This window comes from Paenibacillus campi, from assembly GCF_034659835.1.
Taxonomy (GTDB): domain Bacteria; phylum Bacillota; class Bacilli; order Paenibacillales; family Paenibacillaceae; genus Saccharibacillus; species Saccharibacillus campi.
Window position 1 is genome coordinate 1,304,264 of sequence record NZ_JAXSQZ010000001.1, and the last position, 26,559, is coordinate 1,330,822.

Consider the following 26,559-nt stretch of genomic DNA (forward strand, 5'->3'; position numbering starts at 1 on the left):
AAGAATGGAGAATGAAACTATGTTGATAACTACAGGCGATGAGCCTTCGGTAGCCACGCTAGAGCGTGCCCACAAGCTGGCGAAGGAGTTCACTGTACGTTTCGTCCCACGCAGAGGACGATCGGTGACGCGTCTTGCCGCCGAGCATGGCAATGTACCGGTAATGGTCATTGTCGAAAATGAAGTACGGCTTGTACAGCCGGGGGAAAAGGCGATGTTTTTTCATCCCAGTATGGCATTTGTACGCGCTAAACGTCTGCTGAAAGGCGAAGAAGACGTGATGGTCAGTACGGCAATGTTGGAGCCTGGCGATCATATACTTGACTGCACGGCAGGATTAGGGGCGGATTCGCTTGTGTTTGCATTGGCGACTGGGTCTAATGGCTTAGTCACTTCGCTGGAAAGCTCTTTGCCACTATCGATGTTGTTAACGGAAGGGTTGCGAAGCCATAAAACAGGTCTACAGCCTTTTGATGAAGCGATGCAGCGTATCCAAGTAGTCAATGAGAATCATACCGCTTATCTAAGCCGTTTGCCGGATAAAAGTATGGATATCGTTTATTTTGATCCGATGTTTCGTGAGGCGGTGCATGAATCGTCAGCGATTGCGCCATTGCGCAATTTTGCCAATGACGGTGCACTTGCGCCCGCAGCGATCGCTGATGCTGTGCGCGTAGCACGCAAAGCGGTATTGCTGAAGGAAAAATGGGATAGCCCTGAATACGAACGGCTCGGATTTCAGCGTATCCGCCGTAAAAAGTCGAAAATAGAATATGGAGTGATTTACCCATGAATACCGCGTTTGGGCCAACAGGTCACACAACAGACAAGCCCAAGCTGCTTGTATTAATCGGGCCGACCGCTGTCGGCAAAACAGCGATCAGCATCGAAATAGCCAAACGTTTTGGTGCGGAAATTATTTCCGGTGATTCTATGCAAGTGTACCGTGGTATGGATATCGGTACAGCCAAAATCAAGTCGGATGAAATGCAAGGCATCCCTCACCATTTGATCGATATTCACGATCCGAGCGAAGCGTTCTCGGTTGCCGAGTTTCAGCAGCGCTGTCGGGAGCTTATTCCGGACATTAGCAACCGTAATAAGCTGCCGTTTATCGTTGGTGGCACCGGTTTGTATGTGGAGTCAGTCAGCTATGAATTTCAGTTTAGCGAGAGCGGTGCAGATGAGGAGTTTCGGCGCCAACAGAGCGAATATGCAGAGCAGTATGGAGCACAAGCGCTGCATGATCGCCTTGCCGCCATCGATCCGCAAACCGCAGGCAGACTGCATCCAAATGACCAGAGACGCATTATCCGCGCACTGGAAGTGCATCATTTAACCGGAGTAAAGCTGTCTGACCAGCTTGCCGGTCAAACCCGCACTTCACCATACGAATTGTGTATCGTCGGTTTGACAATGGATAGGGAAATGCTATATAAACGTATTGAAGCACGGATTGATCAGATGCTGGAAGAAGGTTTGCTGGATGAGGTGCAGCATCTGCTGAATCAGGGATATACCCCCGGAATGGTAGCGATGCAAGGGCTCGGTTACAAAGAGATTGCTGCCTATCTGACTGGTGGCACAAGCCTAAAAGAAGCGGTCGTTTTGCTCAAGCGCGATACGAGGCGTTTTGCCAAACGGCAGTTGTCGTGGTTCCGTCATATGCATGATATTCACTGGGTGGATGTGACTGATGTGGCAAATAAAGAAGAACATATCGATAAAGTATATGACATTGTAGCAGGAACTTTGTACCGTGACAGGGAATATACTTCAACAACCTAAATCGCATCCAGCGCCAACAGGGATCATCTTTTTTATCCAATTGAGCATTATGTAATGCTGAATTAATAATCATGTGGGGGTACGGTCAATGAATAAGTCAATTAACATTCAGGATACTTTTTTAAATCAATTGCGCAAGGAAAATATTCCAGTGACAGTATACCTCGTAAATGGATTCCAGATTCGTGGCACAATTAAAGCATTTGACAACTTCACCATCATGGTAGACAGTGATGGTCGTCAGCAAATGATCTATAAACATGCCGTATCGACGTTTACTCCGTCCCGCAACGTATCCCTTATGCAGGATAATCAGAGCGAGACGAATTGAAACATTTGTGCTTTGCCTATCGTTTAATGTAGAGACAGAATTGGACAACCCCTTCTCAGGGTTGTTCTTTTCTTTCGCTTATCGATTCAGCATGTTAGCGACGAAATGCATTACATGGTTTACCGAAAGGGAGTCAGAATAAACAATGCCAAGACAGCAACTATCCCGCAGTGACAAAAGCCAGCCAAGTCGTCCAACAACACGCCCGGCGCGCCCGAACCGTACAAGTTCATCAGGCTCCGGCGGCGGTAATGGTGGGGGAAATGGCAGCAAGAACAAAAAGAAACGGATAACGGGCAAGCGAGTGTTTTGGACGTTATTCGCTGTGACTGCAATGGGAATATTTTGTGCGCTTGCCGCCTACCTGTTCATTATGGTCAGCGGGGAAAAGATTTATGAAGCAAACATCAACAAACTCGCCATAAGCGAACCGACAAAAGTATATGATCGTAACGGTACACTTATTTTGCAACGTAGTGTACGTACGGGCGATCCGGTTAAATATCAGGATATTCCGAAGGAAGTCATCGAAGCGTTTGTCGCGACTGAAGATCGACGGTTTTTTGAGCACCAGGGTGTTGATTTATGGTCAATTGGACGTGCAGCTGTACGTGACGTGATCGCTCGCTCGGCTGTAGAGGGCGGAAGTACGATTACCCAGCAGCTGGCGAAAAACGTATTTTTGAACACGGACAAAACGTTTTTCCGTAAAGCGACCGAAGTGTCGATCGCACTGGCGATTGAACGCAAAATGACAAAAGATGAGATTATTACGACGTATTTGAACCGGATTTATTTTGGCTCTGGGGCGTATGGCATTAAAGAAGCGGCAGAAACGTATTTTGGCATTAGCGATTTGAGTCAGCTTAAGCTGTGGCAGATTGCTACGCTGGCAGGCTTACCTAAAGCGCCGTCACGTTACAGCCCGCTTAGCAATCCAGACTTGTCGCAGCAACGGCGTGCGGTCGTATTGCAGCTTATGCAAGAGCAAGGTTACATTACAGCAGCGCAAGAGAAGGAAGCGGAAAGTGTCGTCTACAATTACCAGCCGCCGAAAAAGGAATCCCAGTTTGACGCCTTTATCGAATATGCGATGCAGGAGGCGGAGGACGAAACCGGCTTGAGTGCGGATGATCTAAACCGTGGTGGCTACAACATTTACACGACGATGGATGCCAAAGCACAAAAAACGCTTGAAGATGCATTTAACAATGACAAGTTGTTTGAAAAAAGCCCGGACGATGTGAAAGTGCAGGGCTCGATGGTGATCGTAAATAATGATACTGGCGGCATTGTCGCCTTGCTTGGCGGACGCGACTACAAAGCGGGCAATTTCAGCCGTGTCACAAGTTATCGTCAACCAGGCTCTGCATTTAAGCCGATCATTTCCTATGCTCCGGCATTGCAAAGTGGCGAGTATAACACCAATTCGATGCTAAATAATGAAAAGCAATGTTTTAATAACTACTGTCCTAAAAATCTAGAAGGTGGATATTCCCAATCGATCTCGATGACAGCTGCATTGGAAGATTCGATCAATATTCCGGCAGTATGGTTGCTCAATCAGATTGGGATCGATACAGGCATTAAATATGCCAATTCGGTAGGCTTTAATCTGACTTCAGCCGATCATAACTTGGCGATCGCGCTCGGCGGATTGAGCAAAGGGACGAATACGCTGCAAATGGCACAAGCGTATCGCGTGTTTGCTGATGGCGGTACGTATATGCCTGCCTATGCGGTGAAAAGCGTCACCGATAGCACCGGCGCTGAAATTTACAAAAACAATATGAATTCTACGCGTGTGCTGGACAAACAAGTGACCGACGAAATGACGCAAATGTTGGAAAATGTCGTACAAAACGGTACTGGTAAACGAGCGCAAATCGATCGCCCGGTAGCCGGTAAAACCGGTACGACCCAGCACGGTATTCCGGGGCTGCGTAGCAGTGCAAACCGTGATATATGGTTTGCAGGTTATACGAAAGAGTGGACAGCAGCAGTCTGGATGGGATACGATCAGCCAAATCGTACGCATCTGCTCAAAGATGGCAGCGGACGTGCTGCAGCGATGTTTGCAGCCGTAATGGGTCCTGCATTACAAGGATATCCGGTGCAAAACTTTGATGCTCCACCTGCACAAGCAGCACCGCCGCCGGTAGAGGAAGCACCAGAACAAGAACAGCCGCAGGCACCGGCGACCGTAACCGGTTTGAACGCTTCATATGATCAAGCAAAACAGGCGGTTAATCTGTCATGGAAAGCTGTGAACGGCGCAACCGGTTATACCGTATATCGTAAAGAAAGTTCGGCAAACGAGTTTACCGCTATTTCAAATGGTGCGCCTGGCACTTCAGCGACCGATACTGCGGTCACACCGGGTGCAACGTATCAATATTATGTAACAGCAGTTACAGCGGACGGTGCTCAATCTGATGCATCCAATACGGTTAGTGTTACGATTGAGCAAGCCAGTCCGGAGCAATCGGACAATCCAGGTAATGTCGTTCCGCCTGGAGGCGAGCCATCAACTCCACCTACCGGTGAGGAAAATGGCGCAGGTTCGGAAAATGGTCCAGGCAACGGGCCGGGTAATGGCAATCCAGGTAATGGAAAAGGCAATGGCGGCTCTGCTCCTGGGCCGGGTGATGGTTCAGCCAATAACGGAGGCGGGCCGACCGATGGTAGTCAAAACGGTACTAACGGCAGTGGGCAAACAGATAATAATGCAACGCCTGGAACGACTGCACCAGGCACGACGACCCCACCAGCTGACAGTGCTGATAATACGACAACGTCACCGGATGGTGCGACAACAGCGCCACCGTCCACACCATAAGCTGATCCATAGCCTGTTAAGCCTCCAATCGATGCGATTGGAGGCTTTTTTACGGGAATTTTTTGAGCGAACGATGCAAATATGCTATTCTGAAGTTACTTTGTAGGAAAGGGACGCTTCCATGAAACGTAAATTTGCAGATCGAGCGAACTGGCGGCGTGTCATTCAACGCAGTTATACTCGCCGCTATGTCAACAACAGTATTTTTACAGGATATGTGACACTGTACCATATGAACCGACTACGCGAGCCATTATACAAAATTTACGGAGGCCGGAGATTTTGCATTGCTGCTGCCGAATATTCATGGATGCAGTATTACCCGGAAAATGCGAACTATGTAGTCACAGCTATGTTTGATGATCGACAGGAGATTATCGAATGGTATATTGATATTTGTAAAACACAGGGAATAACCGATCAGGGTGTACCGTGGTTTGACGATCTGTATCTTGATATCGTCGTGATGAAGGATGGACAGATTTTCCTGCTCGATGAAGATGAGCTGGACGATGCTTTACGGCGCCGTGTCATTACGCAGCAGGATTATCAATTGGCACATGCAACCGCACGCCGACTGCTAAAGCAGATCGATGCGCATGCCTTTCCACTGTTTCCGCTCTCGCTTAAACATCGCCGCAGCTTGTTTGGACGTGAGCATCATTCGTAGGCATAAGTGGAGCAAGTATCGTTACCGTGCGCAAGCAGTTTCCTGTTCGCCAGGTGATCCATCTTCCAAACCGTACCCTGAACTACCCCGAACATGAAGGAGAATGCCTATGAAACAGGTAACACATAATACAGAAACCGAGCAACAAGCAAGAGCCGTACTTGTCAGTCTAATTACGCAGATGGATAAGCGTAACGGAACGAATACGGAAGGATCGATTCAGGAGCTGGTTAGCCTTGCCGAAACGGCTGGTGTAGAAGTGCTAGAACAGATGACCCAGAACCGCGAAACACCAGATACACGTTGGTTTATTGGCAAAGGTAAAGTGGAAGAACTTCGCATCATGCTGGAAGCATTAGGTGCAAATACAGTTATTTTTGATCAGGAGTTGTCCGGTGCGCAAGTACGCAATTTGGAAGAACATCTGGATGCCAAAATTATCGACCGCACCCAATTAATTTTGGACATTTTTGCACAGCGTGCCAAAACGCGTGAAGGTATTTTGCAGGTGGAATTAGCACAGTATAGCTATTTGCTACCACGTCTATCCGGGCAAGGCAAAAACCTGTCCCGTCTCGGTGGCGGCATCGGTACACGCGGACCGGGTGAAACGAAGCTCGAAACCGACCGTCGCCATATCCGTACCCGTATCACCGATCTGAAACGTCAGCTTGAGGAAGTGATGCGTCACCGTACATTGTATCGGGAACGGCGCAAAAAGTCTGGCGTTGTACAAGTGGCGTTAGTCGGCTATACAAATGCCGGCAAATCGACATTGCTCAAGCAATTGACCGATGCCGATGTTTATATTCAAGATCAATTGTTCGCTACGCTTGATCCGACTTCACGTACATTAGAATTGCCGGGCGGCAAAGAAATTGTGCTGACCGATACGGTCGGTTTTATTCAAAATTTACCGCATGATCTAGTAGCGGCGTTCCGAGCGACTTTGGAGGAAGTGAATGAAGCTGATCTGATCTTACATGTCGTTGACGCTGCATCCGAGCGCCGTGATGAGCAGATGAAAGTGGTAGACGAGATTTTGCAAGAGCTTGGTTCCGGCAGCAAGGAGCAGATTGTGTTGTATAACAAAATCGATCTGTGCACACCGACGCAACTGGAAATGTTGCCAGCGGATCGTCATCATTTGCGTGTAAGTGCATATAACGCATCCGATCTGGAGCAGATTAGGCAGCTCATTCAGGAGCAGCTTGCTGGAGGACAGCGTACGTACCGTATTCCGGCGGATCGCGGCGATCTAATCTCACAGCTGTACAGCTTTAGCAGTGTCATCGAGCAAGAGTATGAAGATAACGATGCTATTTTTACGGTAGAGCTGAACAAAACGGATTATGAGAAGTTTGGTTATCGTTTGCAAGATTATGAAGTGCGTAGCTGAGCATACGCCAATTTGGGTTAGACACATGTCATAGTGAACTCGAGCGAAGCGATAATCGATAGGACAGCATAGGTACAAAGTTAAGCCGCTTCGAGTAATGGATGTATATATTCATCACATTATGATGGATAAAGTGACAAAATTACGACAATCCGTATAAATAATTGCTTCATCCTATCGTAGCGTGTAAAATATGAAGCGCGATAAAGTAAGCTATTGACCAAATATAATGAAATTCAATAGCAACTTGGTACGGATTACGCTAATATGCTATCTTTAATGTTATGAATCTGTCTACAATCATTACAGCGTTCCAGCTAGGAATGGACGTTGCGGAAGATTAGAATAAATCTGTATAACTTATAAACATTATTCCGAAAGCGTATTAATGAAGGAACAGATAGATCAAATGAGCCCGCCCAATCGATTTCGGGGCGGGCTATCATTGTGGGGAGAGACGAGTATGCCTGTGTTTAATGAGAAAATAACCGCCTGGTCTGCCAGTGCAGATCAGCTGATTGATAAAGCTGTCCGTAATTTGGATACGATTGTGGACACAAATCAATGGAAAGTGATTGAAGCTTTTCAGAAGCATAAAGTAAGCGATTATCATTTTGCTGGCTCGACAGGTTATGCGTACAATGACCGTGGACGCGAAGTGTTGGAGCAGGTGTATGCTGATGTGTTTGGTGCGGAAGCAGCGCTTGTGCGTCCGCATTTTGCTTCCGGTACACATACGATTGCAACTGCATTATTCGGCGTGCTGCGTCCGGGCGATGAGCTGCTGTACATTACCGGACGTCCTTATGATACATTGCATAAAGTGATCGGCAAGCCTGGCGATGGCAAAGGATCGCTGGCGGACTTTGGGATCGGTTATCAGGAAGCCGCGCTGAACGAGCATGGACAAGTCGATTGGGATGAAGTGGAGCGACTGTTAAATGATCGTACACGAGTGATCGGAATTCAGCGTTCACGTGGTTATGACTGGCGCGCTTCGTTTACGATTGCCGATATTGAGACGATGGTTCAGCGTATTCGTTCGTATCGCAAAGATGTAGTCATTTTCGTCGACAATTGTTATGGCGAATTTACCGAGACGTTAGAACCGACACAAGTAGGTGTCGATCTGATGGCAGGCTCATTGATCAAAAATCCAGGCGGTGGTATTGCTGAAACAGGTGGCTACATTTGCGGCAAACACAGCTATGTAGAACTCGCTGCTTATCGTCTGACTGCGCCTGGCATCGGCGGTGAAGTGGGCGCGATGTTGGGGACGACGCGCGGCATTTATCAAGGCTTGTATATGGCACCAACGATCGTCGGTCAAGCGCTCAAAGGCAGTATTTACGCAGCGGCGATGTTTGAGCTTGCCGGCTTTAACAGCAAGCCAGGCTGGAGTGAACAGCGTACCGATCTGATTCAGGCGATTTCATTTACACAAGAACAGCAACTCATTGCATTTGTACAGGGCATTCAGCGCGCTGCCGCCGTTGATAGTCATGTAGTGCCAGAACCGTGGGATATGCCAGGGTATGAACATCCGGTCATTATGGCTGCCGGTACATTTATCCAGGGCGGAAGTTTGGAGCTATCTGCGGATGCGCCGATTCGTGAGCCGTATATCGGTTATATGCAGGGCGGGCTTACGTACTCACATGTTAAACTGGGTGTGCTGATGGCATTGCAAACGATGCTAGAACGCGATTTGTTATAAGCTGACGCTGCATACGATCTACAACAAAGTACAACGTCCGGATGACAGCTTCATTGTTGTCCGGATATTGATATGGCGATACAAATGAAGGACGGCGTACAAAAGCCCGCCTGATAAGCTGTTAAAATAGCATATTTGGAAATTTTATTTATCGATTATAGGCGTATGTATGTTTCCACAGCCAATTTCGATTAGCGTGTAACTGCTGTAGTCACTTGATTGTTAATATGGGTAAATAGTTACTCATTTTGACTCGCTTATAGGTATTTTATATAAGTTCATTAATTATTTCTATAAGTAGTAAACTATCAAAATCAGCGCCATTAGCTAGCCTATAATAAAATGTGAATAGGTGTAATTAAGCTTTAATAGTTATACTATAGCCGACACGCATCCAGCTTGTAATTTCGACGAATCGTTTGCTTTAAGTGGCATAAACAGATTAAGCGAATAACATGTTCATTTTACTTTCATCGTAGATGAAGCGCTTGTTTGAGGCGTAATTAAAAGCAATATAATATATAGTCGATCAATGTGTATAAGCTGCTTTCATCGTAACCGTACAATCAGTTGCCAGTGTTCATTACGCATTCGTGTAAACTGTAACAACGCAGTGAGAGTGTTCGTTGTGCTATAGAGGACAATTATGCAGCCAATGTAACATAGATAGATGCAATTTCAACAAAATTGGATTAACTTGACGAATATTTGGCTCATATAAGAAAACGGCTACGTCGTTTGGGAGCTGCTGCTGCACAAACCTGGCAATCTTGCAGAAGCGTTGTAACATAAATAGATAGATTCGCTGTCCCGGCGTGCATTTTGAATCCACCTGATGTTATAATAAATCTGTGAAAAAGAGAGCTTACGGAAACAAAACAAAAATTTAGTCTTTTCATTGTTAATCATATGTTAACGTGATATAAAATTATTGTGAGTTAAGTTAACATGTTATTGACGTCTTATATCAGGATATGTACAATAGAAGCAAGAGAACACAATGCTAAAATGCCAATTGGAAGGTTGATGAATACATGGGTGATGAAATTCGCAGAAATATGGCGCTGTTCCCAATCGGAATCGTGATGAAACTTACCGATCTGTCCGCGCGTCAGATTCGTTATTATGAACAACATAATTTAATCGTGCCGGCACGTACGTCGGGTAATCAACGTTTGTTTTCGTTTAATGATGTAGAACGCTTGTTGGAAATTAAAGCGTTAATCGAGAAAGGGGTAAATATCGCCGGCATCAAACAGGTGATGAACCCGGTTTCCAAAGAATCTGAGGAAGCTACTGTGATTACGGCAGATACGGAAGAACGTCGTAGGGAATTGTCAGATTCGCAACTTCATCGTATGCTTAAACAGCAGCTGGTCACTGGTAAACGTCCGGGCCAGGTGTCTCTTATCCAAGGGGAGTTATCCCGATTCTTCAACAAAAAATAAACAGACCACAGAGGAGAGGGTAGCGTGAGTTTTACGAAGGAAGATATTTTACGTATTGCCAAAGAAGAAAATGTACGTTTTATTCGCTTGCAGTTTACCGATTTGCTCGGTGCGATCAAAAACGTGGAAATCCCAGTTAGTCAATTAGGTAAAGCGCTCGACAATAAAATGATGTTTGACGGCTCCTCCATCGAAGGTTATGTACGGATTGAGGAATCCGATATGTATCTGTACCCTGATCTGGACACATGGGTTATTTTCCCGTGGGTAACAGATATCCGTGTTGCGCGTCTCATTTGTGATGTGTACATGCCGGATGGTACGCCATTTGCCGGTGATCCACGCGGCATTTTGAAGCGTAATCTGAAGGAAGCAGAAGCGATGGGCTTTACTGAAATGATGGTCGGACCTGAGCCGGAGTTTTTCCTGTTCCGTACCGATGCCAACGGTAATCCGACGGAAGAACTGAACGATCAGGGCGGATATTTCGATCTGGCTCCAACCGATCTCGGTGAAAACTGTCGTCGTGATATCGTTATTACGCTGGAAGAAATGGGCTTTGAGATCGAAGCTTCTCACCACGAAGTGGCACCAGGTCAGCATGAGATCGATTTTAAATATGCAAACGCTTTGCAAGCTGCCGATCAAATTCAGACGTTCAAGCTCGTCGTGCGTACGATTGCGCGTCAGCACGGTCTGCATGCAACATTTATGCCAAAGCCGCTGTTTGGTATGAACGGCTCTGGTATGCATTGCCATCAGTCTTTGTTCAAAGACGGTACCAATGCGTTTTATGATGAAAGCGATGAAATCGGTCTAAGCGAAATTGCAAGGTACTATATGGCGGGTATTTTGAAACACGCCCGTTCGATGGCAGCGGTAACAAACCCAACCGTAAACTCGTACAAACGCCTTGTACCAGGTTATGAAGCACCTGTATATGTAGCATGGTCTGCAAGTAATCGTAGCCCAATGGTTCGTATCCCGGCTTCCCGTGGTCTGAGCACACGGATCGAGTTGCGTAACCCTGATCCAACAGCTAATCCTTATCTGGCACTGGCTGTAATGCTAAGAGCAGGTCTTGACGGCATCGATCGTCAACTGAATTTGCCAAAGCCAATCGACCGCAACATCTACATAATGACCGAAGATGAGCGAATCGATGAAGGCATCCCAAGCCTTCCAGGCGATCTGAAAGAAGCGCTGCATGAGCTGCTGCGCGATGATACGATGATCACCGCACTCGGTGAGCACGCCACTGCGCATTTTTATGAGCTGAAAGAGATTGAATGGGATATGTACAGAACTCAAGTTCACCAATGGGAACGCGATCAGTATATGACGTTGTATTAATAACTAAACCTCTTGCGCCGCTTATGGCGTAAGGGGTTTTTCTTTTGAAAATAAACGCAAATGAATCGCTGACCATCGCTGACCTCCTAATTTGAATTCCGAATAAATCATCCACAAGTCGGTAATGTACACCCAACCTACGATTTTCTAAGTTTACCTATCTATGGGAAATAAATACTATTTTAGTACAAGGCAAATTGTTATGTACGTCTTGCAGATGTTGACCAACATCTATTTGAAAGCGTTATCTTTTTTTGCTTCATTGCATATTACTCCCATTATAAGTGTGAAAGGTGATGACGAATGAAAAAAATGGCAGTCCTGTTAAGCGGGGCATTATTGTTTGGACTAGCTCCAGCTTTATTGGCTCCAACTTCAGTCTCCGCAGCATCTACAGTACCATTTACGGTGGATGTATCAAATACGTATCGACCTGTAACTCATGTGGCTTCCGGTTCCCTGTACGGATTAGCGGAAGAAGGCAGACCTGCCGAAGATTTAATTGGCCCGACTAAGCCGAAAATGTTTACCCAGATGGCACCGGGAGGGCAGCAGCTTCCGAATGGTGAAACCAAACCGGTTGGTGATGCGCTAAAAGTAGCGCCAATCGCCAACCGCAATGGTGCAGAAGTGACGATTCGTATGCCGGACATTTATCCGGATTTTCCGTACAAATGGGTCAGCTGGGATGACTGGTATGCCAAAGTCGATCAAATCGTCAAGGCGCGTCTTGATTCTGGGGCGGATAATATTTATGGCTATGAAATATGGAACGAGCCGGACGGAACATGGAATACACAGGCAGCAGGTTCATTTAACGAAGGCTGGGAAAAAACATACAATCGTATTAAACAACAAGACCCTACAACGAAAATAATTGGTCCGAGCATTACCCATTACAATGAAGGATGGCTACGAGATTTTCTGACGTATGCGCGCGATCATCATGTGCTGCCGGATATCATTTCGTGGCATGAGTTGGGCGCTCCGGAAGGATATTATGTGGACAGTCCAGCACCTGGTTACATTTCCGATCATATCGCTGCTTATCTTGCATTGGAAAAGGAATTGGGCATCAGTCCGCGACCAATCAGCATTAACGAATATGGCGTTATCTCAGAAGAAGGAGTACCTGGCAGTATGACACGTTATATTGCCCAATTTGAACGCTCTGGTGTGGACACTGCCAATCTGGCATTTTGGTTCCGTCCGGGTCGATTGAGTAATCTGATTACCGCCAGCGGTGAGAAAAATGGCGGTTGGTGGCTATACAAATGGTATGGTGATATGTCCGGTCAAATGGTTATGACTACTCCGCCTAACCCAAAAGCACTTGATTTGGACGGTATTGCGAGTGTGAATGACAGCAAGCAACAAGTCGATGTTGTAATTGGCGGCGGTACAGGCAATCATAATGTTGTCGTAAAAGGGTTGGATACACTGACCGCGTTCTCTGATATAGCGAATGTGAAGCTGGAAAGTACGCCGTGGTATGGTGTCGATACAGCGGTTAGCGCGCCAACAACGGTGTTCACAGGCAATTTTGCAATTCAAAATGGTCAAATCGTCATTCCGGTGACAGATATGAAAGCCTCTTACGGCTATCGTCTGACCGTTACAGCGGGAGCACAAAGCGATATTACACGTTATGAAGCGGAAAAAGCGAATGTGAATCATGCGAATGTGTTAAGCAGTACGCATGCCTCAAGCAACGGTTATGTCGGTCGGATCGATGATCCAGACAGCTATGTTGAATTTACAGTTAATGCGCCAGCAGATGGCAATTATAATTTGACCGTAGGCTATGCGAATGGAGGTTCAAGCACATCGCAGCAAGCGCTGAGCGTAAATGGAGCGGCGGCAACAACGCTGAGCTATCCAGCGACAGGTGGCTGGCTGGACTCCGCGGATGGTTCATCGGTACAACAGCAAGTCGCTTTGAAACAAGGTAGCAATACGATTCGTTTGACCAAAGCAGGTTCGGGTTATGCTGAACTTGATTACATCCAATTGCAACAGCTTGGCAGCTTTGATCAAAGAGTGGAAGCGGAAGATGCACAGGTGCAAAATGCCCGTATCGTCAATAGTTCATTTGCTTCCAATGATCGGTTTGTTGGGAACATCGACAACAGCGATAGCGCCGTGACATTTAAGGTGAATGTACCGGCAGCAGGTACGTACAAAATGGATATCGGTTACGCTAATGGTACAGACAGTACGTCTACACACACATTGACGATTAATGGTCAGTCTCAAACTGCGATTTCGTATCCGACAACCGGTGGCTGGACAGCAAATGTACCTAATTTTGGTACGCGCCAAATTGTCACGGTATCGGTTAATCTAAAGCAAGGAGACAATATAATCGGATTCGGTAAAGGCAATGGATATGCGGAGCTAGATTATATTGAGGTTTATTAACAATGCGAGCATAAATTGATGCAAGCTTACACGGTATAATGAATCTCTATATCGACGACTAGCTTGTCGCACTTTTATTTGCTCTCATCATAGTAATTCCGTAGTCAAATAGCTAGAAGTTTCTCGTCTACGTGTTGGACGATGACTTCTGGCTATTTGACTAGGAATAGAATAAACAAGTAGATGAGCGTCAACAAAAGTTATAACGCATTCCATCAGGTTTGAAGTTAGCAATCTTAGGCATGTTCAGATGATAGTAAATGTTTAAACGTTTACTTAGCTCCATACAAAAAAATGCAAAAATGCTTAACTATACGCTTTTTTTAATATATTTAACAAATATGAACACGTTTAGCAGATATATTTTGTTGAATATTCAATTTTGCTCATTGTCTCAGTAAAATTGCAACATACATAGCATTATCATCAGCAAGAGCCAATATAGCTATAAACAAGTAATAATAAACGCTACGTCTCGATAAACAACGTTATTTTATAGTTCAAAAGTCGGTAATTTGCACCCAAACTACGCTTTTTGGAGTTTACCTGACAGTGGAAAATCAATAACCTAGTAGTACAAGGTGAGTACGCATTTAAGCCTTGTAGGTGTTGGCTAGCAACCCTATGAAAGCGTTATCTTTTATTGCTTAACTGCTTGTAATCGACCCTATGAATGCGAAAGGTGATGACCAATGAAAAAAATGGCAGCTTTGTTAAGTGGTGCATTATTACTCGGGATGGTACCCGCTCTGTTCGCTCCTGCTCCTGTATCGGCAGCGACTCCATCGCCGTTTACGGTGGATGTATCTAATCTGTATCGACCTGTAACCCATGTCGCTTCTGGTTCCCTGTATGGATTAGCGGAAGAAGGCAGACCAGCGGACGATCTGATCGCACCGACCAAGCCTAAAATGTTCACCCAGATGGCACCGGATGGGCAACAGCTTCCAAACGGCGAAACCAAACCGATCGGTGATGCATTGAAAGTAGCCCCCATCGCCAAACGCAATGGCGCAGAAGTGACGATTCGCATGCCAGACATTTATCCTGATTTCCCATACAAATGGGTAAGTTGGGATGACTGGAATGCTAAAGTAGACAAAATGGTAAAAGCACGCCTTGATTCGGGCGCAGACAATATTTATGCTTATGAAATTTGGAATGAACCGAATTGGACATGGGATACGAATAAAGCCGGTTCATTTAACGAAGGTTGGACAAAAACATACAAGCGCATTCGCGCACTTGATCCGAATACCAAAACGATGGGTCCAAGCATTTCGGGATACGATTCCAATTACATTAGAAGCTTCCTAACTTATGCACGAGACAACAATGCGTTGCCTGATATTATTTCATGGCATGAATTGGACGGTCCAAAGCCGATTGCCTCCCATATAGCGGATTATCGTGCAATCGAAAAAGACTTGGGCATTAGCCCACGCCCAATCAGTATTAATGAATACAGCACACCTGCTGAACAAGCAGTGCCAGGCGATATGTCACAATATATTGCGCAATTTGAACGCTCCGGTGTTGATACTGCCGATATTGCGTTTTGGTTCCGTCCTGGTCGTCTGAGCAATCTGATTACCGCCAACGGTGAGAAAAACGGTGGCTGGTGGTTTTACAAATGGTATGGCGATATGAACGGTCAGATGGCAATGACTACACCAGGCAATAGTAACCTGGACGGCATTGCAAGTGTAAATGATGACAAAAATCAAGTGTACACTATATTTGGCGGCGGAAACGGCAATCAAAACATCGTAGTCAAAGGATTGGATTCGTTGTCCGGTTTCTCCGGCACAGCTAGCGTGAAGCTGGAAAGCACGCCGTGGTATGGTGTCGATACAGCGGTAAGCGCGCCAACAACGGTGTTTACAGGCAATTTTGCAATTCAAAATGGTCAAATCGTCATTCCGGTGACGGATATGAAAGCCTCTTACGGCTATCGTCTGACCGTTACACCAGGAGCACAAAGCGATATTACACGTTATGAAGCGGAAAAAGCGAATGTGAATCATGCGAATGTGTTAAGCAGTACACATGCCTCAAGCAACGGTTATGTCGGTCGGATCGATGATCCAGACAGCTATGTTGAATTTACAGTTAATGCGCCAGCAGATGGCAATTATAATTTGACCGTAGGCTATGCGAATGGAGGTTCAAGCACATCGCAGCAAGCGCTAAGTGTAAATGGAGCAGCGGCAACAACGCTGAGCTATCCAGCGACAGGCGGCTGGCTGGACTCCGCAGACGGTTCATCGGTGCAACAACAAGTCGCTTTGAAACAAGGTAGCAATACGATTCGCTTGACCAAAGCAGGTTCGGGTTATGCTGAACTTGATTACATCCAATTGCAACAGCTTGGCAGCTTTGATCAAAGAGTGGAAGCGGAAGATTCGCAAATCAATGGTGCGCGCGTTGTTAATGGGTCGTATGCTTCCAATGGTCAGTTTGTCGGCAATATCGACAACAGTGATAGTTCTGTCACATTCACGGTGAATGCACCAGCGGCAGGTACGTACAAAATGGACATTGGCTATGCCAATGGTACAGACAGTACGTCTACACACACATTGACAATTAACGGTCAGTCTCAAGATGCGGTCTCCTATCCAAAAACAGGTGGCTGGACAGCAGCCGTACCTAACTTTGGTACCCGTCAAATTGTCACGGTATCGGTTAATTTGAAGCAAGGGGAAAATACAATCGTATTAGGTAAAGGCAACGGTTATGCGGAGCTGGATTATATTGAGGTTTATGAATAATCGGGCAACTCGACTATGTGAACTTGAATGGTGTGCTTACATTGCTGACTTTCAGAGCTTGCAGTAAATTTAAAATCAATCGCGATCAAACAAAACCGATAACATTATAATGGCAATTAAATAACCCAACAGCCCGAAGTGAACCGTCTGCTGCACAGACTGGAAGCTTCGGGCTATTGGTATGCTGTTCTATAACGAATCATTCAACGATGTTTGCGTTAAAGTGTATTCGGAAATCGGTTGTATGTGATACATCATTGGCGAAAGTAATGAGCAAACAACGAGCTGTGGTGATTGAACTATAGTGATAATGCGCAAGGAAGACAACAGCAGATGCACCGTCGTCGATCATCCAACTGCCTGTGGTAATAATGAGCTATAGTGATGATGTCCATATTCGTACGTCTTGATTTCTATCTTCGGATAACGACCATTATGGTTTACGCAAGTGCGGAGGCAACGGAATGTCCGGGTCAACGCTCTCATTGTTCAGATAGGTGTTCGTATACGTATCGCGAAACTGCGTTGGTGTCATGCCGATATAACTTTTAAACAGTTTCATCAAATATTTTTCATCGCGAAAATGCAGATCATACGCGATCTCTTTGATCGATTGATTAGTCGTACATAACCGTTCCTTTACTAAGCTCAATTTAAGCGTGTTAATATAACGAATCGTGCTCATCCCGAGGTTTTTTTTGAATAAACGGGTCAAATGATCAGCATTAAAACTAAAAGTGTCTGCGACCTTTTGCACAGTCAGATCGTGGTAAATGTTCACCCTAATCCATTCGAGAATTTGCATAAACTTCTGGTTATGCTCTTTATTTAGCAATTGTTGCTGCAAAATCTGCTGTATATATTTATCCGTCAATTCAATCATTAACTCGGTTACCAAATAATCGACAGCATACGGGCTGTAATAGGACGTATGAGAAATGTCTAAAATTTGCTTCATCAGCATAACCGGCTTATCTAAATACGTTAACGAGAAAAAGTTCGGCAAACAAACATAAGCACCGAGCGTATTGGCGAACTCTCGCTCTGTATAAGTTAGCAGCAAATTCGTAAACGTATCGGTCGACTCGAGCAACACATCTTGACGCGGAATAAAGTGAAGCCAGAAAAAGCTTACCCCGTTAACTGAAGGAGCATAACCGATATACTCCACCCCAGGTCCGATCAATACAATATCTCCATGCTTGATTTCGTAACGATCATCCCCTACTTGTAAATAGACCGTTTCTTTTAAGCCGATAATAAGCTCATAGTCTTGTTCCAATTTCATTCGTTTATGTTTCCATCCGTCCTCGCCTACAAATTGACCACATTTGTAATAAGCGAGCGGACGCTCAATGTTGATCTTCGATACGGATTCCATAGTAAATCACAGTCACTCCCTGCTACGATATCATTTTTGGTTACAAAAAGTCGGTTTTGTTTACTTATAATGGCAAAAAAGAAGCGGATACGTTGTTATTGTCGTTATTATACCACGAATTGGCACGGTTTCACGTCATTTTAAATTATAATAAATATCGGAAATGTACACCTATCCTACGAAAACTTAAGTTTATCAACCGTTCGAAAGCGCTTACGATAAAGACAACGGCAGTGCCAATCCGGTACATCCGCTTTTAGCTTAACGTTATTCGTAAACAGGAGGGTACACCTATGGAACAATCATCTAATTCCTCACATGAGCAACATCCGTCTTTGCAAACCGAGAAAGTTCCGTTTCATCGCCGCATCAGTTATGCGCTCACCGATACGAGCGGCAACCTGCTGTACAGTATTATTGGTGCCTATTTGCTCTATTTTTACACGGATGTGTTCGGACTATCTGTAGGTGTAGCGGGCACATTACTATTGTTAACACGGTTGCTTGATGCGGTGGATGCGCCGATGTGGGGCATCATCGTGGATCATACGAAATCCAAATATGGGCAAAGTCGACCTTATTTTCTTTGGTTATGCGTACCGTTTGCGACGTTTATGGTGCTGACATTTACGACGCCGAATTTGGATGGAACGTGGAAAATCGTGTATGCCAGTTTGACGTATATATTGGCTGGAATCGCTTATACAGGGATTTCGACACCGATTACCGCCATTTTGCCAAACTTAAGCCGCAATACGAATGAGCGGGTCGTACTCAATTCATTCCGTATGGTAGGCGGTAATATCGGTAACTTTGTCGCCGTCACCTTTACATTGCCACTGGTCGCTTTGTTTGGCGGCGGTAATGAGCAGAAAGGCTTTTTCTGGACATTGTGTCTGTTTGGGATCATTTCGGTCATTATGTTTCTGATCGCATTTGCGAACTTGAAGGAAATCAATATCGAAAAAATCAAAACGATTCCGGTACGTGACAGTATGAAGGCATTATCCGGCAATTGGCCGTGGATTTTACTCGTTATTGCCAATTTGCTGTTCTGGGTTGCCTTAACGATCCGTACGTCAACACTCGTTTATTATTTTGAATATGATCTGAACAAAATGGATTTGGTGCCGCTTATTAATGGTATTTCGGTTATTCAAGTACTCGGTATGATGTCGATTCCGTGGATTGTCAAATATACAAGCAAACAGATGACGATGATTCTCGGTTTTGTACTGGCAGCGATTGGACAAGTTATTTTGTTCAGCGCAGGCATGCATCTGCCACTACTGATCGTTGGTTGGTGCATTGGTTGTATCGGTTCGGGGATTGCTTGTTCGATGCCGTTTGCGATGTTGTCCGATGCGGTCGATTATGGCGAATGGAAATCCGGTTTGCGAGCAAGTGGGATGTTGACAGCAATCGGCAGCGCATTTTGTATTAAAGCAGGTTCAGGGCTAGGTGGTTTTATCCCGACTCGATTTATGGAATCGTTCGGTTATGTGCCTAATGTTGTCCAAAGCGCTCAATCGATTGCCGGTATTCGCTTCGTATTTGTATGGCTGCCAGCGATTGTGTTTTTACTCGGAATTATCCCGATGTTGTTTTACCGTCGATTTGAGAAAAATGAAAGTAATATTCGCAAACAACTGCATCAGCGTGAAGTGAGTACACAGTCTTAAATCCGTTTGGCATATAGGTTATACATTAAATGAAAAACAGGGGGAATCACGACTATGTCGCTACAGTTCAAATCGTTTCATATTACCGATCCATTCTGGTCCAATTATCGTGAATTGGTACGCACTGAGATGATTCCGTATCAATGGGAAGTGCTAAATGATCGCGCCGATATTGTCATTGAAAAAGAGCGCAATGATGAAAGCATTCCGTCAGAAAAAAGTCATGCGATCGAAAATTTTAAAATCGCAGCAGGACTTAAACAAGGTCATCATTATGGCTGGGTATTTCAAGACAGTGATGTGTATAAGTGGCTGGAAGCGGTCGCGTATTCGTTATCTTTTCACCCGGATGCTCATTTGCAGCAATTGGCGGATGGTGTGATCGATTTGATTGCGCTAGCGCAGGAGCAGGACGGTTATTTGAACACGTATTTTTCGATTGAAGAACCGGAACGCCGGTTTAAAAAGTTGGCGGAAAGTCATGAATTGTACTGTGCCGGTCATTTTATTGAAGCAGCTGTCGCTTATTATGAATCGACATACAATGAAAAAGCACTGACGATCGCTTGTCGGCTGGCGGATTGTATCGATGCTAACTTTGGTACAGAAGCAGGCAAAATTCATGGCTATGATGGGCATGAGGAGATCGAGCTTGCATTGACCCGGCTTTACAATTTGACAGGGGAGCAGCGTTATTTGGATTTGAGTTTGTATTTTTTATATGAACGTGGTACGGATCGCACTTTTTTCGCTAGACAGCGTGCTGAAGATAAAGGCACGAAACCGGTCATCGAGGGGATGAGTCATCGTGAGCTTAAGTATTATCAAGCTCATCTGCCCGTACTGGAACAAAATACAGCAGAAGGACATGCCGTACGGCTTGTATATTTATGTGCGGCGATGGCGGATGCGGCGTATCTCGCTAACGATGAAGCGATGCTAGCAGCATGTCGCCGTCTATGGAACAATATCGTCAGCAAACGGATGTACATTACAGGTGGAATCGGCTCTACCGTAGATGGTGAAGCATTTACAAGCGATTATGATCTGCCTAATGATACGATGTATTGTGAAACTTGCGCTTCGATCGGTTTAATTTTCTTTGCCTTTAATATGTTAAAAAATGAAGCCAAAGCGCAATATGCGGATGTATTGGAACGAGCGCTTTACAATACTGCGATTGGCGGGATGGCGCTAGACGGCAAACATTTCTTTTACGTCAACCCGTTAGAAGTGCGTCCAGAAAACAGTCTTAACGACCCAGGCAAAAGCCATGTTAAAGTGACACGACCAGCGTGGTTTGGCTGTGCTTGCTGTCCGCCCAATCTGGCGCGTCTGCTCACTTCGTTGCATAAATATGTGTATACCGTTCATCCACAGCAACGTACGATTTATACGAATCTGTATGTTACCGGCACCGCTGAATTTCATATTGATGGTCAATCATTCCAGCTTCAGCAGACAAGTGAGCTGCCGTGGGAAGGGGAAGCGACCGTGCAAGTCATTACCGACCAGCCATTAACGTTTACGCTGGCGCTGCGCATTCCTTATTGGTCTGGGCAACCTGTACTAACCGTAAATGGAGAAAAGGTGGTGCTCAAGCTGCAAGACGGTTTTGCTTTAGTAGAGCGTCATTGGCAAAATGGTGATCAAATTACGCTGACATTGCCGATGGACATTCGCCAGTATAGTGCGCATCCACTCGTACGCAGTGATGTGGGCAAGCTGGCGATTGGGCGTGGCCCGCTCATTTATTGTGCGGAGGAGGAGGACAATGGTACTTATTTGCATCTCATTCGAATTCATCCAGATCGGCAGGCAACGTATCGGTTCGAGCCGGAATTACTCGGTGGTGTAGGCACGATTGAATTGGAAGCCGAGCGACAGCATATAGGGGCGGAGTGGGAGCATGTACTGTATCAACCGGCAGCTACCGCAACCTATGCTCCGCACACATTAAAGTTAATTCCATATTATAGCTGGGCTAACCGTACACCCGGAGAAATGCAGGTTTGGCTGCATAAAGTGTGAATCCGAAGCAAAGGAGAATGAAGGATGAAAAATAAAGTGAAAATTAATCCCGAAGCTTTTGCGCATAGTGTGATTTCAAGTTATTCCTCAGATAAGGACAACAGTGAAGCCATCGCCAAAGATCATCTGGTACTGTATTTAAACGCTTATTTTTTGGCGGAAAAGTTCAATTTAATGGAGGAGCGACTTGCCGAAAAAGCGGATAGTAGAGATTTTAAGGAATTGATGGCAAAGTTGTTGGAAGCGAAGCTGTTTTGATCGCTAGCTAATGAGTTAGTGGAGCAAACTGTGAATGAATAGAGTGAATTGTACTATTCGTAGAGCGGAATATTTTAAAATCAAGCACAAAACACAAAAAAGACTCTCACATCATGCGAGAGTCTTTTTTATTGCTGTCTTATTTTACTAATCATAAGCAAAATATTAGTGCAGATTACGGAACAGACCGACAACTTTGCCGAGAATTGTCACACGAGTGAGACGTAATGGCTCATAACGTGGATTTTCTGGTTGCAGGCGAATATGGTCTTTTTCCTTGTAGAACGTTTTCACTGTAGCTTCATCGTCTTCGGTCATCGCGACAACGATATCGCCATTGTTGGCGGTCTGTTGTTGACGAACGATCACGAAGTCGCCATTATGAATGCCTGCTTCAACCATACTGTCACCGACAACGGAGAGCATAAACACTTGATTATCACCGGTAAACTGCTGTGGCAATGGAAAATAATCTTCGATATGCTCAGTCGCAGTAATCGGTACACCGGCAGTAACTTTACCGATGATCGGTACGCGGGATACGGTCTGTGCAAACAGCAGATTGCTTTCCGATTCCTCCTGACCGAGCAGCTCAATCGCGCGCGGCTTCGTCGGGTCACGGCGAATCAATCCTTTTTTCTCAAGGCGGTCCAGGTGTCCGTGAACCGTCGAGCTGGAAGCAAGGCCTACTGCTTCGCCAATCTCACGAACTGATGGCGGATAGCCTTTCAATTTCACTTCATTCCGGATAAATTCCAGAATCGCCTGCTGGCGGTTAGATATTTTGGACATACTGTATCAACCCCAATACTAGTAACGTTTGGGAAAAGTATAACACAGAACTTCCGTTCGTACAAACATAAGTTCTAAAAGTAAGTTAGAATATCATAAACAAAGCGATTCGTCTACGTCCGGTTGCTATAACGGCGGTATGACGCGGTTTGTGCCTGTCTAACTTACAATCTGAAAACATTTCCTAAAAAAGCGAACAAAAGTTCGAAAAAAGCTATTGATCAAAACATATGTTCGTGTTATATTTTTTTTAGGAAACAAGAACAAACGTTTGGAGTGTGAAGCACATGCTTAAATATACTACATATAAAAGTATCCACAAATCGAACTCAACCGACGATAACTCAGCTAAAGATCATCATACTGTTTCTGCAGCAGACACATCTGCTCAGCCGGCTGCCCATTCCGTGCAACATGCGCCCATCCATTCTACATCTGACATGCAATCGATTCATAAGACAGAAGCTGGATTAAGCGAACAACCCGCTGTGACAGAATGGGTATATGTGGACGATCTCAAGTCAGCCGCCGCGAACCCCAAGTCTGCTGCCAATCGTGCACGACGTTCATTAAGTCGCAAAACATTGGATTTGATTCAGATGACTGCACGCAAAACGCTTGGCAAAAAATCAACACGTCGCTCCCCAAAACGCAAATCCGGTTGGAACTCTAGCGGTCGTTTAATGGTATGTCTTTTGTTTGCTAGCGTGTTATTATATGGAAGCTTTCAGCATTTGGTCATTGCAGACGAGTCAGTAGCGATGAAACAACATGTGATTGTAAATGAAGGCGATAGCTTATGGGCAATTGCTTCCCAGTACAAAGCACCAGGCGAAGATATTCGGGATTATATTGCCGAAATACGTGATGAGAACCATTTAAATACGAGCGATATTCGTAGTGGAGATGTGCTTGTCATTCCGCATCGTTAACTGCACGTATAGTTGGCATTTTTGGAGTGTGTTACATGGTGGATACAATCTGTAATGAGCATCTTATTTTACAGCTGATACGGTACAATGAATTGTATATGCAATTAACATATTTGCTGATCGGTAGCTGTAATCGATTTTGCTGATAGATAGTTGTAATCGATACGACTACTTCAATCTATCTTGTTTGAGGGATTTGAACATAAATGAACATATGACTAACATGTATTCACCCTATGATCTAACCGGGTCTCCTCCGGATTTATATATTGTTCTCTCGTTTGCTTGTCAGGTGCGAATAGCCTTGACAAGCTTTTTTTTACATGTCAAAGTTAGAAAAGATAGATTTGGGAGGGTAGTTATGGACATCGACGTAATCATTGCAAGAATTAATGAATTAGCACGCAAAAAAAAGGATATTGGGCTTACCGCTGAAGAAGTGGTCGAGCGCGATGAACTTCGTACCGTTTATCTCGGAAATATTCGCCGCAATTTCCGTCAGCAACTCGAAACGATCGAATGGGTCGAAGATGCTGAAAACGAAAAAAAAGGCAATGCATAAATAGCTATGCTGTATGTACAGCTTTTGGTTATGTGCAGTCTCATCTCATGATCATCGACGCAATAACCATACAGGGATGTCGTTACTGATCAATGATCAGCATTCGACATCCTGTTTTGTTATAACAGACTTACATTATGGATTATAGGGGGAAAAGCGATGTCCCGTTCTTGGGAGAGGCAAGTGAAACGTAATACAAAGCAATTAAATGTCCGCCGCAAAAAGGCAGGTCAGGACAGCCTTGGAGTTAGCAAAACAAACTCCGAATTTACCGTGTACAAAGGACGCAATATTGTATTCCCGGCAACACTAGTGCTACTTGGTGTTGTATACGGTGTCATGGGGATGATGTATCCGGCTGCATCGACAAGTATCGTATTGTTTGTCGTCACCGTACTGTTGTATGTATTCCTCGGTGTCATTTTGTTCTTGCGTCGTCCGTATCTTAAAGTAGGTAAAGACTCGCTAATTACGACCAAGTTTAATCGTGATCGCATTTTGACGGCTGCCAATGTGAAAAAGATTCGTTTGCAAAAAGGTTATGTCGTCATTGAGCACAGCACCAAAGGCGGAGCATGGCTGTTCGCACGTACGTTAAATCGCTATGACACAGATGCGATGGCTGAGCATCTGCGTAAATTTGCGGCTACGCATCAAATTACGGTGGAAGATAAGCTGTAATAATATAGATGCATATTCATAGTTGCAGCAAGCGCCATACCTATCTAATGAAGTCACAACAATAGTATATACGTTATAGCTTTTTTGAAGGCATGTGTTTCTACTTCGTAACCATGCCTTTTTCATAATATGCTTAAACAATAACCGGGAGGGTTTTGACTTGAGTATTAAAGCTGTTTTATTTGATCTGGATGATACGTTGTTGTGGGATGAGAGAAGTATTGAAGAAGCTTTTCATTATACATGCCTAACTGCGGCTAACGCGGAAGGCATTGATGCTGCCGAATTGGAAAAGTCGGTACGCCGTGAAGCACGCGCGTTGTATGAATCGTATGAGACATTTCCGTTTACGCAAATGATTGGCATTAATCCATTTGAAGGATTGTGGGCACAGTTTACGGCAGGGGAACAACCGGAATTTCGCAAGTTAGAACAAATTGCGCCTGTTTATCGTAAACAAGCATGGAATAATGGCTTGCAAGCGCTCGGAATCGATAATGAGCCATTAGCTGCTGAGCTTGCTGAGCAATTTGTACGCGAACGCCGCAATCGTCCGCATTTTTATGAAGAAACATTGCAAATTCTCGGTGAGCTAAAAGGCAAAGTGAAACTGCTGTTGCTAACGAATGGCTGCCCGGCACTTCAGCAGGAGAAGCTGGACGGTGTGCCGGAGCTCGCCCCTTATTTTGATCACATTGTGATCTCCGGTGCATTCGGTCGCGGTAAACCTGATCCGTCCATTTTCCGGCATGCCTTGGAACTATTGGATGTGCAGCCAGCGCAGGCGCTCATGGTTGGCGACAAGCTGACGACCGATATTAAAGGCGCACTAGCAACAGGCATCACTTCCGTATGGCTGAATCGTAATGGCAAAACTAATGACAGCGAGATCAAACCGGCGCATGAAATTAAACATTTGAGCGAACTACACGGTATTGCTGCTGGAATTGCTTAAATTTGCAGTGATTGTAAACATAGCCAGCTGAGTGCCCGATCGGAACGATTCGATTGGGGTGCTCGGCTGGCTATTGTTTTGAGTGTGAGGGATGGCTGTATACGAACGTAAAAGATGTCATATTCAACTAGGGCGTGTCTTCAAACTGCTTTACAGATCGTTCGATACGGGTAATTTGCGTCAGAGTAAGCTGTATAGGTTCTTATTTCTAACCTTTGTGGACAATAAAATAAGACGTAGCATCGTTTGAAGACACCATCTAGTACGTTGACCAAGTTCAATGTTAATTTTGATCGTGTACTGAAATGCATGATCCATGCGATCTTAAAACAGATTCAACACTTAAATTAATCTCGGTTAACGTACTAGTAGCTTGTCTCAGGAAGATGTAAGGTTACGTCCATCTGAACCCTGCTTGAATCGTGCAGGATTCAGACGAACGCAATCCCTGGATAAATTTGAGACAAGCTACTAGGTACATTACTTATGTGCAGAATTAAACGATGTATAGTTAAAGGGTTATGACAAAAACCTACTGCCTGTTC

General features: G+C 45.0%; 20 protein-coding genes. 18 read left to right on the top strand and 2 right to left on the bottom strand.

The features are described 5' to 3' along the window. The first annotated feature begins 19 nt into the window (after positions 1–19). The 11 genes from U1I11_RS05195 (at position 20) to U1I11_RS05245 (ending at position 16,740) form a co-directional block, all read left to right on the top strand. On the top strand, positions 20–793 hold the full coding sequence (locus tag U1I11_RS05195; RefSeq protein WP_322904350.1) for a class I SAM-dependent methyltransferase: 774 nt from the start codon (positions 20–22) through the stop codon (positions 791–793). Further along, positions 790–1,788, top strand: a complete 999-nt coding sequence (miaA, locus tag U1I11_RS05200) for a tRNA (adenosine(37)-N6)-dimethylallyltransferase MiaA (RefSeq protein ID WP_322904351.1) — start codon at positions 790–792, stop codon at positions 1,786–1,788. The genes U1I11_RS05195 and miaA overlap by 4 nt, the downstream gene beginning before the upstream one ends. An 88-nt stretch (positions 1,789–1,876) precedes the next feature. After that, the gene (gene hfq / locus U1I11_RS05205; RefSeq protein ID WP_322904353.1) at positions 1,877–2,119 is read left to right on the top strand and encodes an RNA chaperone Hfq; all 243 of its coding nucleotides are present in this window, start codon (positions 1,877–1,879) and stop codon (positions 2,117–2,119) included. Positions 2,120–2,264: 145 nt separating this feature from the next. Next, on the top strand, positions 2,265–4,958 hold the full coding sequence (locus tag U1I11_RS05210) for a PBP1A family penicillin-binding protein (RefSeq protein ID WP_322904355.1): 2,694 nt from the start codon (positions 2,265–2,267) through the stop codon (positions 4,956–4,958). A 121-nt stretch (positions 4,959–5,079) separates the two neighbouring features. Beyond that, the gene (locus U1I11_RS05215; protein WP_322904356.1) at positions 5,080–5,628 is read left to right on the top strand and encodes a ribonuclease FAU-1 family protein; all 549 of its coding nucleotides are present in this window, start codon (positions 5,080–5,082) and stop codon (positions 5,626–5,628) included. Positions 5,629–5,737: 109 nt separating this feature from the next. Next, positions 5,738–7,027, top strand: coding sequence for a GTPase HflX (hflX, locus tag U1I11_RS05220; RefSeq protein WP_322904358.1), 1,290 nt, complete (start codon positions 5,738–5,740; stop codon positions 7,025–7,027). Positions 7,028–7,490: 463 nt separating this feature from the next. Continuing rightward, positions 7,491–8,744: a methionine gamma-lyase family protein gene (locus U1I11_RS05225; protein ID WP_322904359.1), complete on the top strand. Its 1,254-nt coding sequence runs from the start codon at positions 7,491–7,493 to the stop codon at positions 8,742–8,744. 1,034 nt (positions 8,745–9,778) lie between these two features. Next, entirely contained in the window at positions 9,779–10,192 is a 414-nt protein-coding gene (locus tag U1I11_RS05230) for a MerR family transcriptional regulator (protein ID WP_017812459.1), read from the top strand. A gap of 24 nt (positions 10,193–10,216) precedes the next feature. Beyond that, positions 10,217–11,545 carry a type I glutamate--ammonia ligase gene (gene glnA / locus U1I11_RS05235; protein WP_322904362.1) on the top strand — a complete coding sequence of 443 codons (1,329 nt, stop codon included), beginning with the start codon at positions 10,217–10,219 and terminating at the stop codon, positions 11,543–11,545. A gap of 303 nt (positions 11,546–11,848) precedes the next feature. Further along, entirely contained in the window at positions 11,849–13,966 is a 2,118-nt protein-coding gene (locus U1I11_RS05240) for a CBM35 domain-containing protein (protein ID WP_322904363.1), read from the top strand. 692 nt (positions 13,967–14,658) lie between these two features. Then, positions 14,659–16,740, top strand: a complete 2,082-nt coding sequence (locus tag U1I11_RS05245) for a CBM35 domain-containing protein (protein ID WP_322904365.1) — start codon at positions 14,659–14,661, stop codon at positions 16,738–16,740. Between the two features lie 433 nt (positions 16,741–17,173). Here U1I11_RS05245 and U1I11_RS05250 read toward each other — a convergent pair whose 3' ends face one another. Further along, positions 17,174–18,121, bottom strand: coding sequence for an AraC family transcriptional regulator (locus tag U1I11_RS05250; protein WP_322904367.1), 948 nt, complete (start codon positions 18,119–18,121; stop codon positions 17,174–17,176). A gap of 293 nt (positions 18,122–18,414) precedes the next feature. Here U1I11_RS05250 and U1I11_RS05255 point away from each other — a divergent pair, with 293 nt between their 5' ends. Genes U1I11_RS05255 through U1I11_RS05265 form a run of 3 tightly spaced genes read left to right on the top strand, consistent with a single transcriptional unit; the run spans position 18,415 to position 22,092 of the window. Continuing rightward, entirely contained in the window at positions 18,415–19,803 is a 1,389-nt protein-coding gene (locus tag U1I11_RS05255; protein WP_322904369.1) for an MFS transporter, read from the top strand. Positions 19,804–19,857: 54 nt separating this feature from the next. Then, a complete protein-coding gene (locus tag U1I11_RS05260; RefSeq protein ID WP_322904371.1) occupies positions 19,858–21,834 on the top strand; it encodes a glycoside hydrolase family 127 protein in 1,977 nt (658 codons plus the stop codon). A gap of 24 nt (positions 21,835–21,858) precedes the next feature. Further along, entirely contained in the window at positions 21,859–22,092 is a 234-nt protein-coding gene (locus tag U1I11_RS05265) for a hypothetical protein (protein WP_322904373.1), read from the top strand. A gap of 165 nt (positions 22,093–22,257) precedes the next feature. Here the strand turns inward: U1I11_RS05265 and lexA are convergent, their stop codons facing one another. Beyond that, entirely contained in the window at positions 22,258–22,884 is a 627-nt protein-coding gene (lexA, locus tag U1I11_RS05270; protein WP_322904375.1) for a transcriptional repressor LexA, read from the bottom strand. A gap of 287 nt (positions 22,885–23,171) precedes the next feature. Between lexA and U1I11_RS05275 the strand changes: the two genes are divergently transcribed. From U1I11_RS05275 to U1I11_RS05290, 4 genes are all read left to right on the top strand, one after another. After that, positions 23,172–23,816: a LysM peptidoglycan-binding domain-containing protein gene (locus U1I11_RS05275; RefSeq protein ID WP_322904377.1), complete on the top strand. Its 645-nt coding sequence runs from the start codon at positions 23,172–23,174 to the stop codon at positions 23,814–23,816. Positions 23,817–24,177: 361 nt separating this feature from the next. After that, on the top strand, positions 24,178–24,378 hold the full coding sequence (locus U1I11_RS05280; RefSeq protein WP_322904379.1) for a DUF896 domain-containing protein: 201 nt from the start codon (positions 24,178–24,180) through the stop codon (positions 24,376–24,378). 159 nt (positions 24,379–24,537) lie between these two features. Further along, a complete protein-coding gene (locus U1I11_RS05285) occupies positions 24,538–25,059 on the top strand; it encodes a methyltransferase (protein WP_322904381.1) in 522 nt (173 codons plus the stop codon). A gap of 160 nt (positions 25,060–25,219) precedes the next feature. Beyond that, positions 25,220–26,014, top strand: coding sequence for an HAD family hydrolase (locus U1I11_RS05290; RefSeq protein WP_322904382.1), 795 nt, complete (start codon positions 25,220–25,222; stop codon positions 26,012–26,014). Positions 26,015–26,559 lie beyond the last annotated feature (545 nt).

Coding starts and splice junctions, on each gene's coding strand:
- U1I11_RS05195 (WP_322904350.1), top strand. CDS start 20: ATGTTGATAACTACAGGCGATGAGCCTTCGGTAGCCACGCTAGAGCGT.
- miaA (WP_322904351.1), top strand. CDS start 790: ATGAATACCGCGTTTGGGCCAACAGGTCACACAACAGACAAGCCCAAG.
- hfq (WP_322904353.1), top strand. CDS start 1,877: ATGAATAAGTCAATTAACATTCAGGATACTTTTTTAAATCAATTGCGC.
- U1I11_RS05210 (WP_322904355.1), top strand. CDS start 2,265: ATGCCAAGACAGCAACTATCCCGCAGTGACAAAAGCCAGCCAAGTCGT.
- U1I11_RS05215 (WP_322904356.1), top strand. CDS start 5,080: ATGAAACGTAAATTTGCAGATCGAGCGAACTGGCGGCGTGTCATTCAA.
- hflX (WP_322904358.1), top strand. CDS start 5,738: ATGAAACAGGTAACACATAATACAGAAACCGAGCAACAAGCAAGAGCC.
- U1I11_RS05225 (WP_322904359.1), top strand. CDS start 7,491: ATGCCTGTGTTTAATGAGAAAATAACCGCCTGGTCTGCCAGTGCAGAT.
- U1I11_RS05230 (WP_017812459.1), top strand. CDS start 9,779: ATGGGTGATGAAATTCGCAGAAATATGGCGCTGTTCCCAATCGGAATC.
- U1I11_RS05240 (WP_322904363.1), top strand. CDS start 11,849: ATGAAAAAAATGGCAGTCCTGTTAAGCGGGGCATTATTGTTTGGACTA.
- U1I11_RS05245 (WP_322904365.1), top strand. CDS start 14,659: ATGAAAAAAATGGCAGCTTTGTTAAGTGGTGCATTATTACTCGGGATG.
- U1I11_RS05250 (WP_322904367.1), bottom strand. CDS start 18,121: ATGGAATCCGTATCGAAGATCAACATTGAGCGTCCGCTCGCTTATTAC.
- U1I11_RS05255 (WP_322904369.1), top strand. CDS start 18,415: ATGGAACAATCATCTAATTCCTCACATGAGCAACATCCGTCTTTGCAA.
- U1I11_RS05260 (WP_322904371.1), top strand. CDS start 19,858: ATGTCGCTACAGTTCAAATCGTTTCATATTACCGATCCATTCTGGTCC.
- U1I11_RS05265 (WP_322904373.1), top strand. CDS start 21,859: ATGAAAAATAAAGTGAAAATTAATCCCGAAGCTTTTGCGCATAGTGTG.
- lexA (WP_322904375.1), bottom strand. CDS start 22,884: ATGTCCAAAATATCTAACCGCCAGCAGGCGATTCTGGAATTTATCCGG.
- U1I11_RS05275 (WP_322904377.1), top strand. CDS start 23,172: ATGCTTAAATATACTACATATAAAAGTATCCACAAATCGAACTCAACC.
- U1I11_RS05280 (WP_322904379.1), top strand. CDS start 24,178: ATGGACATCGACGTAATCATTGCAAGAATTAATGAATTAGCACGCAAA.
- U1I11_RS05285 (WP_322904381.1), top strand. CDS start 24,538: ATGTCCCGTTCTTGGGAGAGGCAAGTGAAACGTAATACAAAGCAATTA.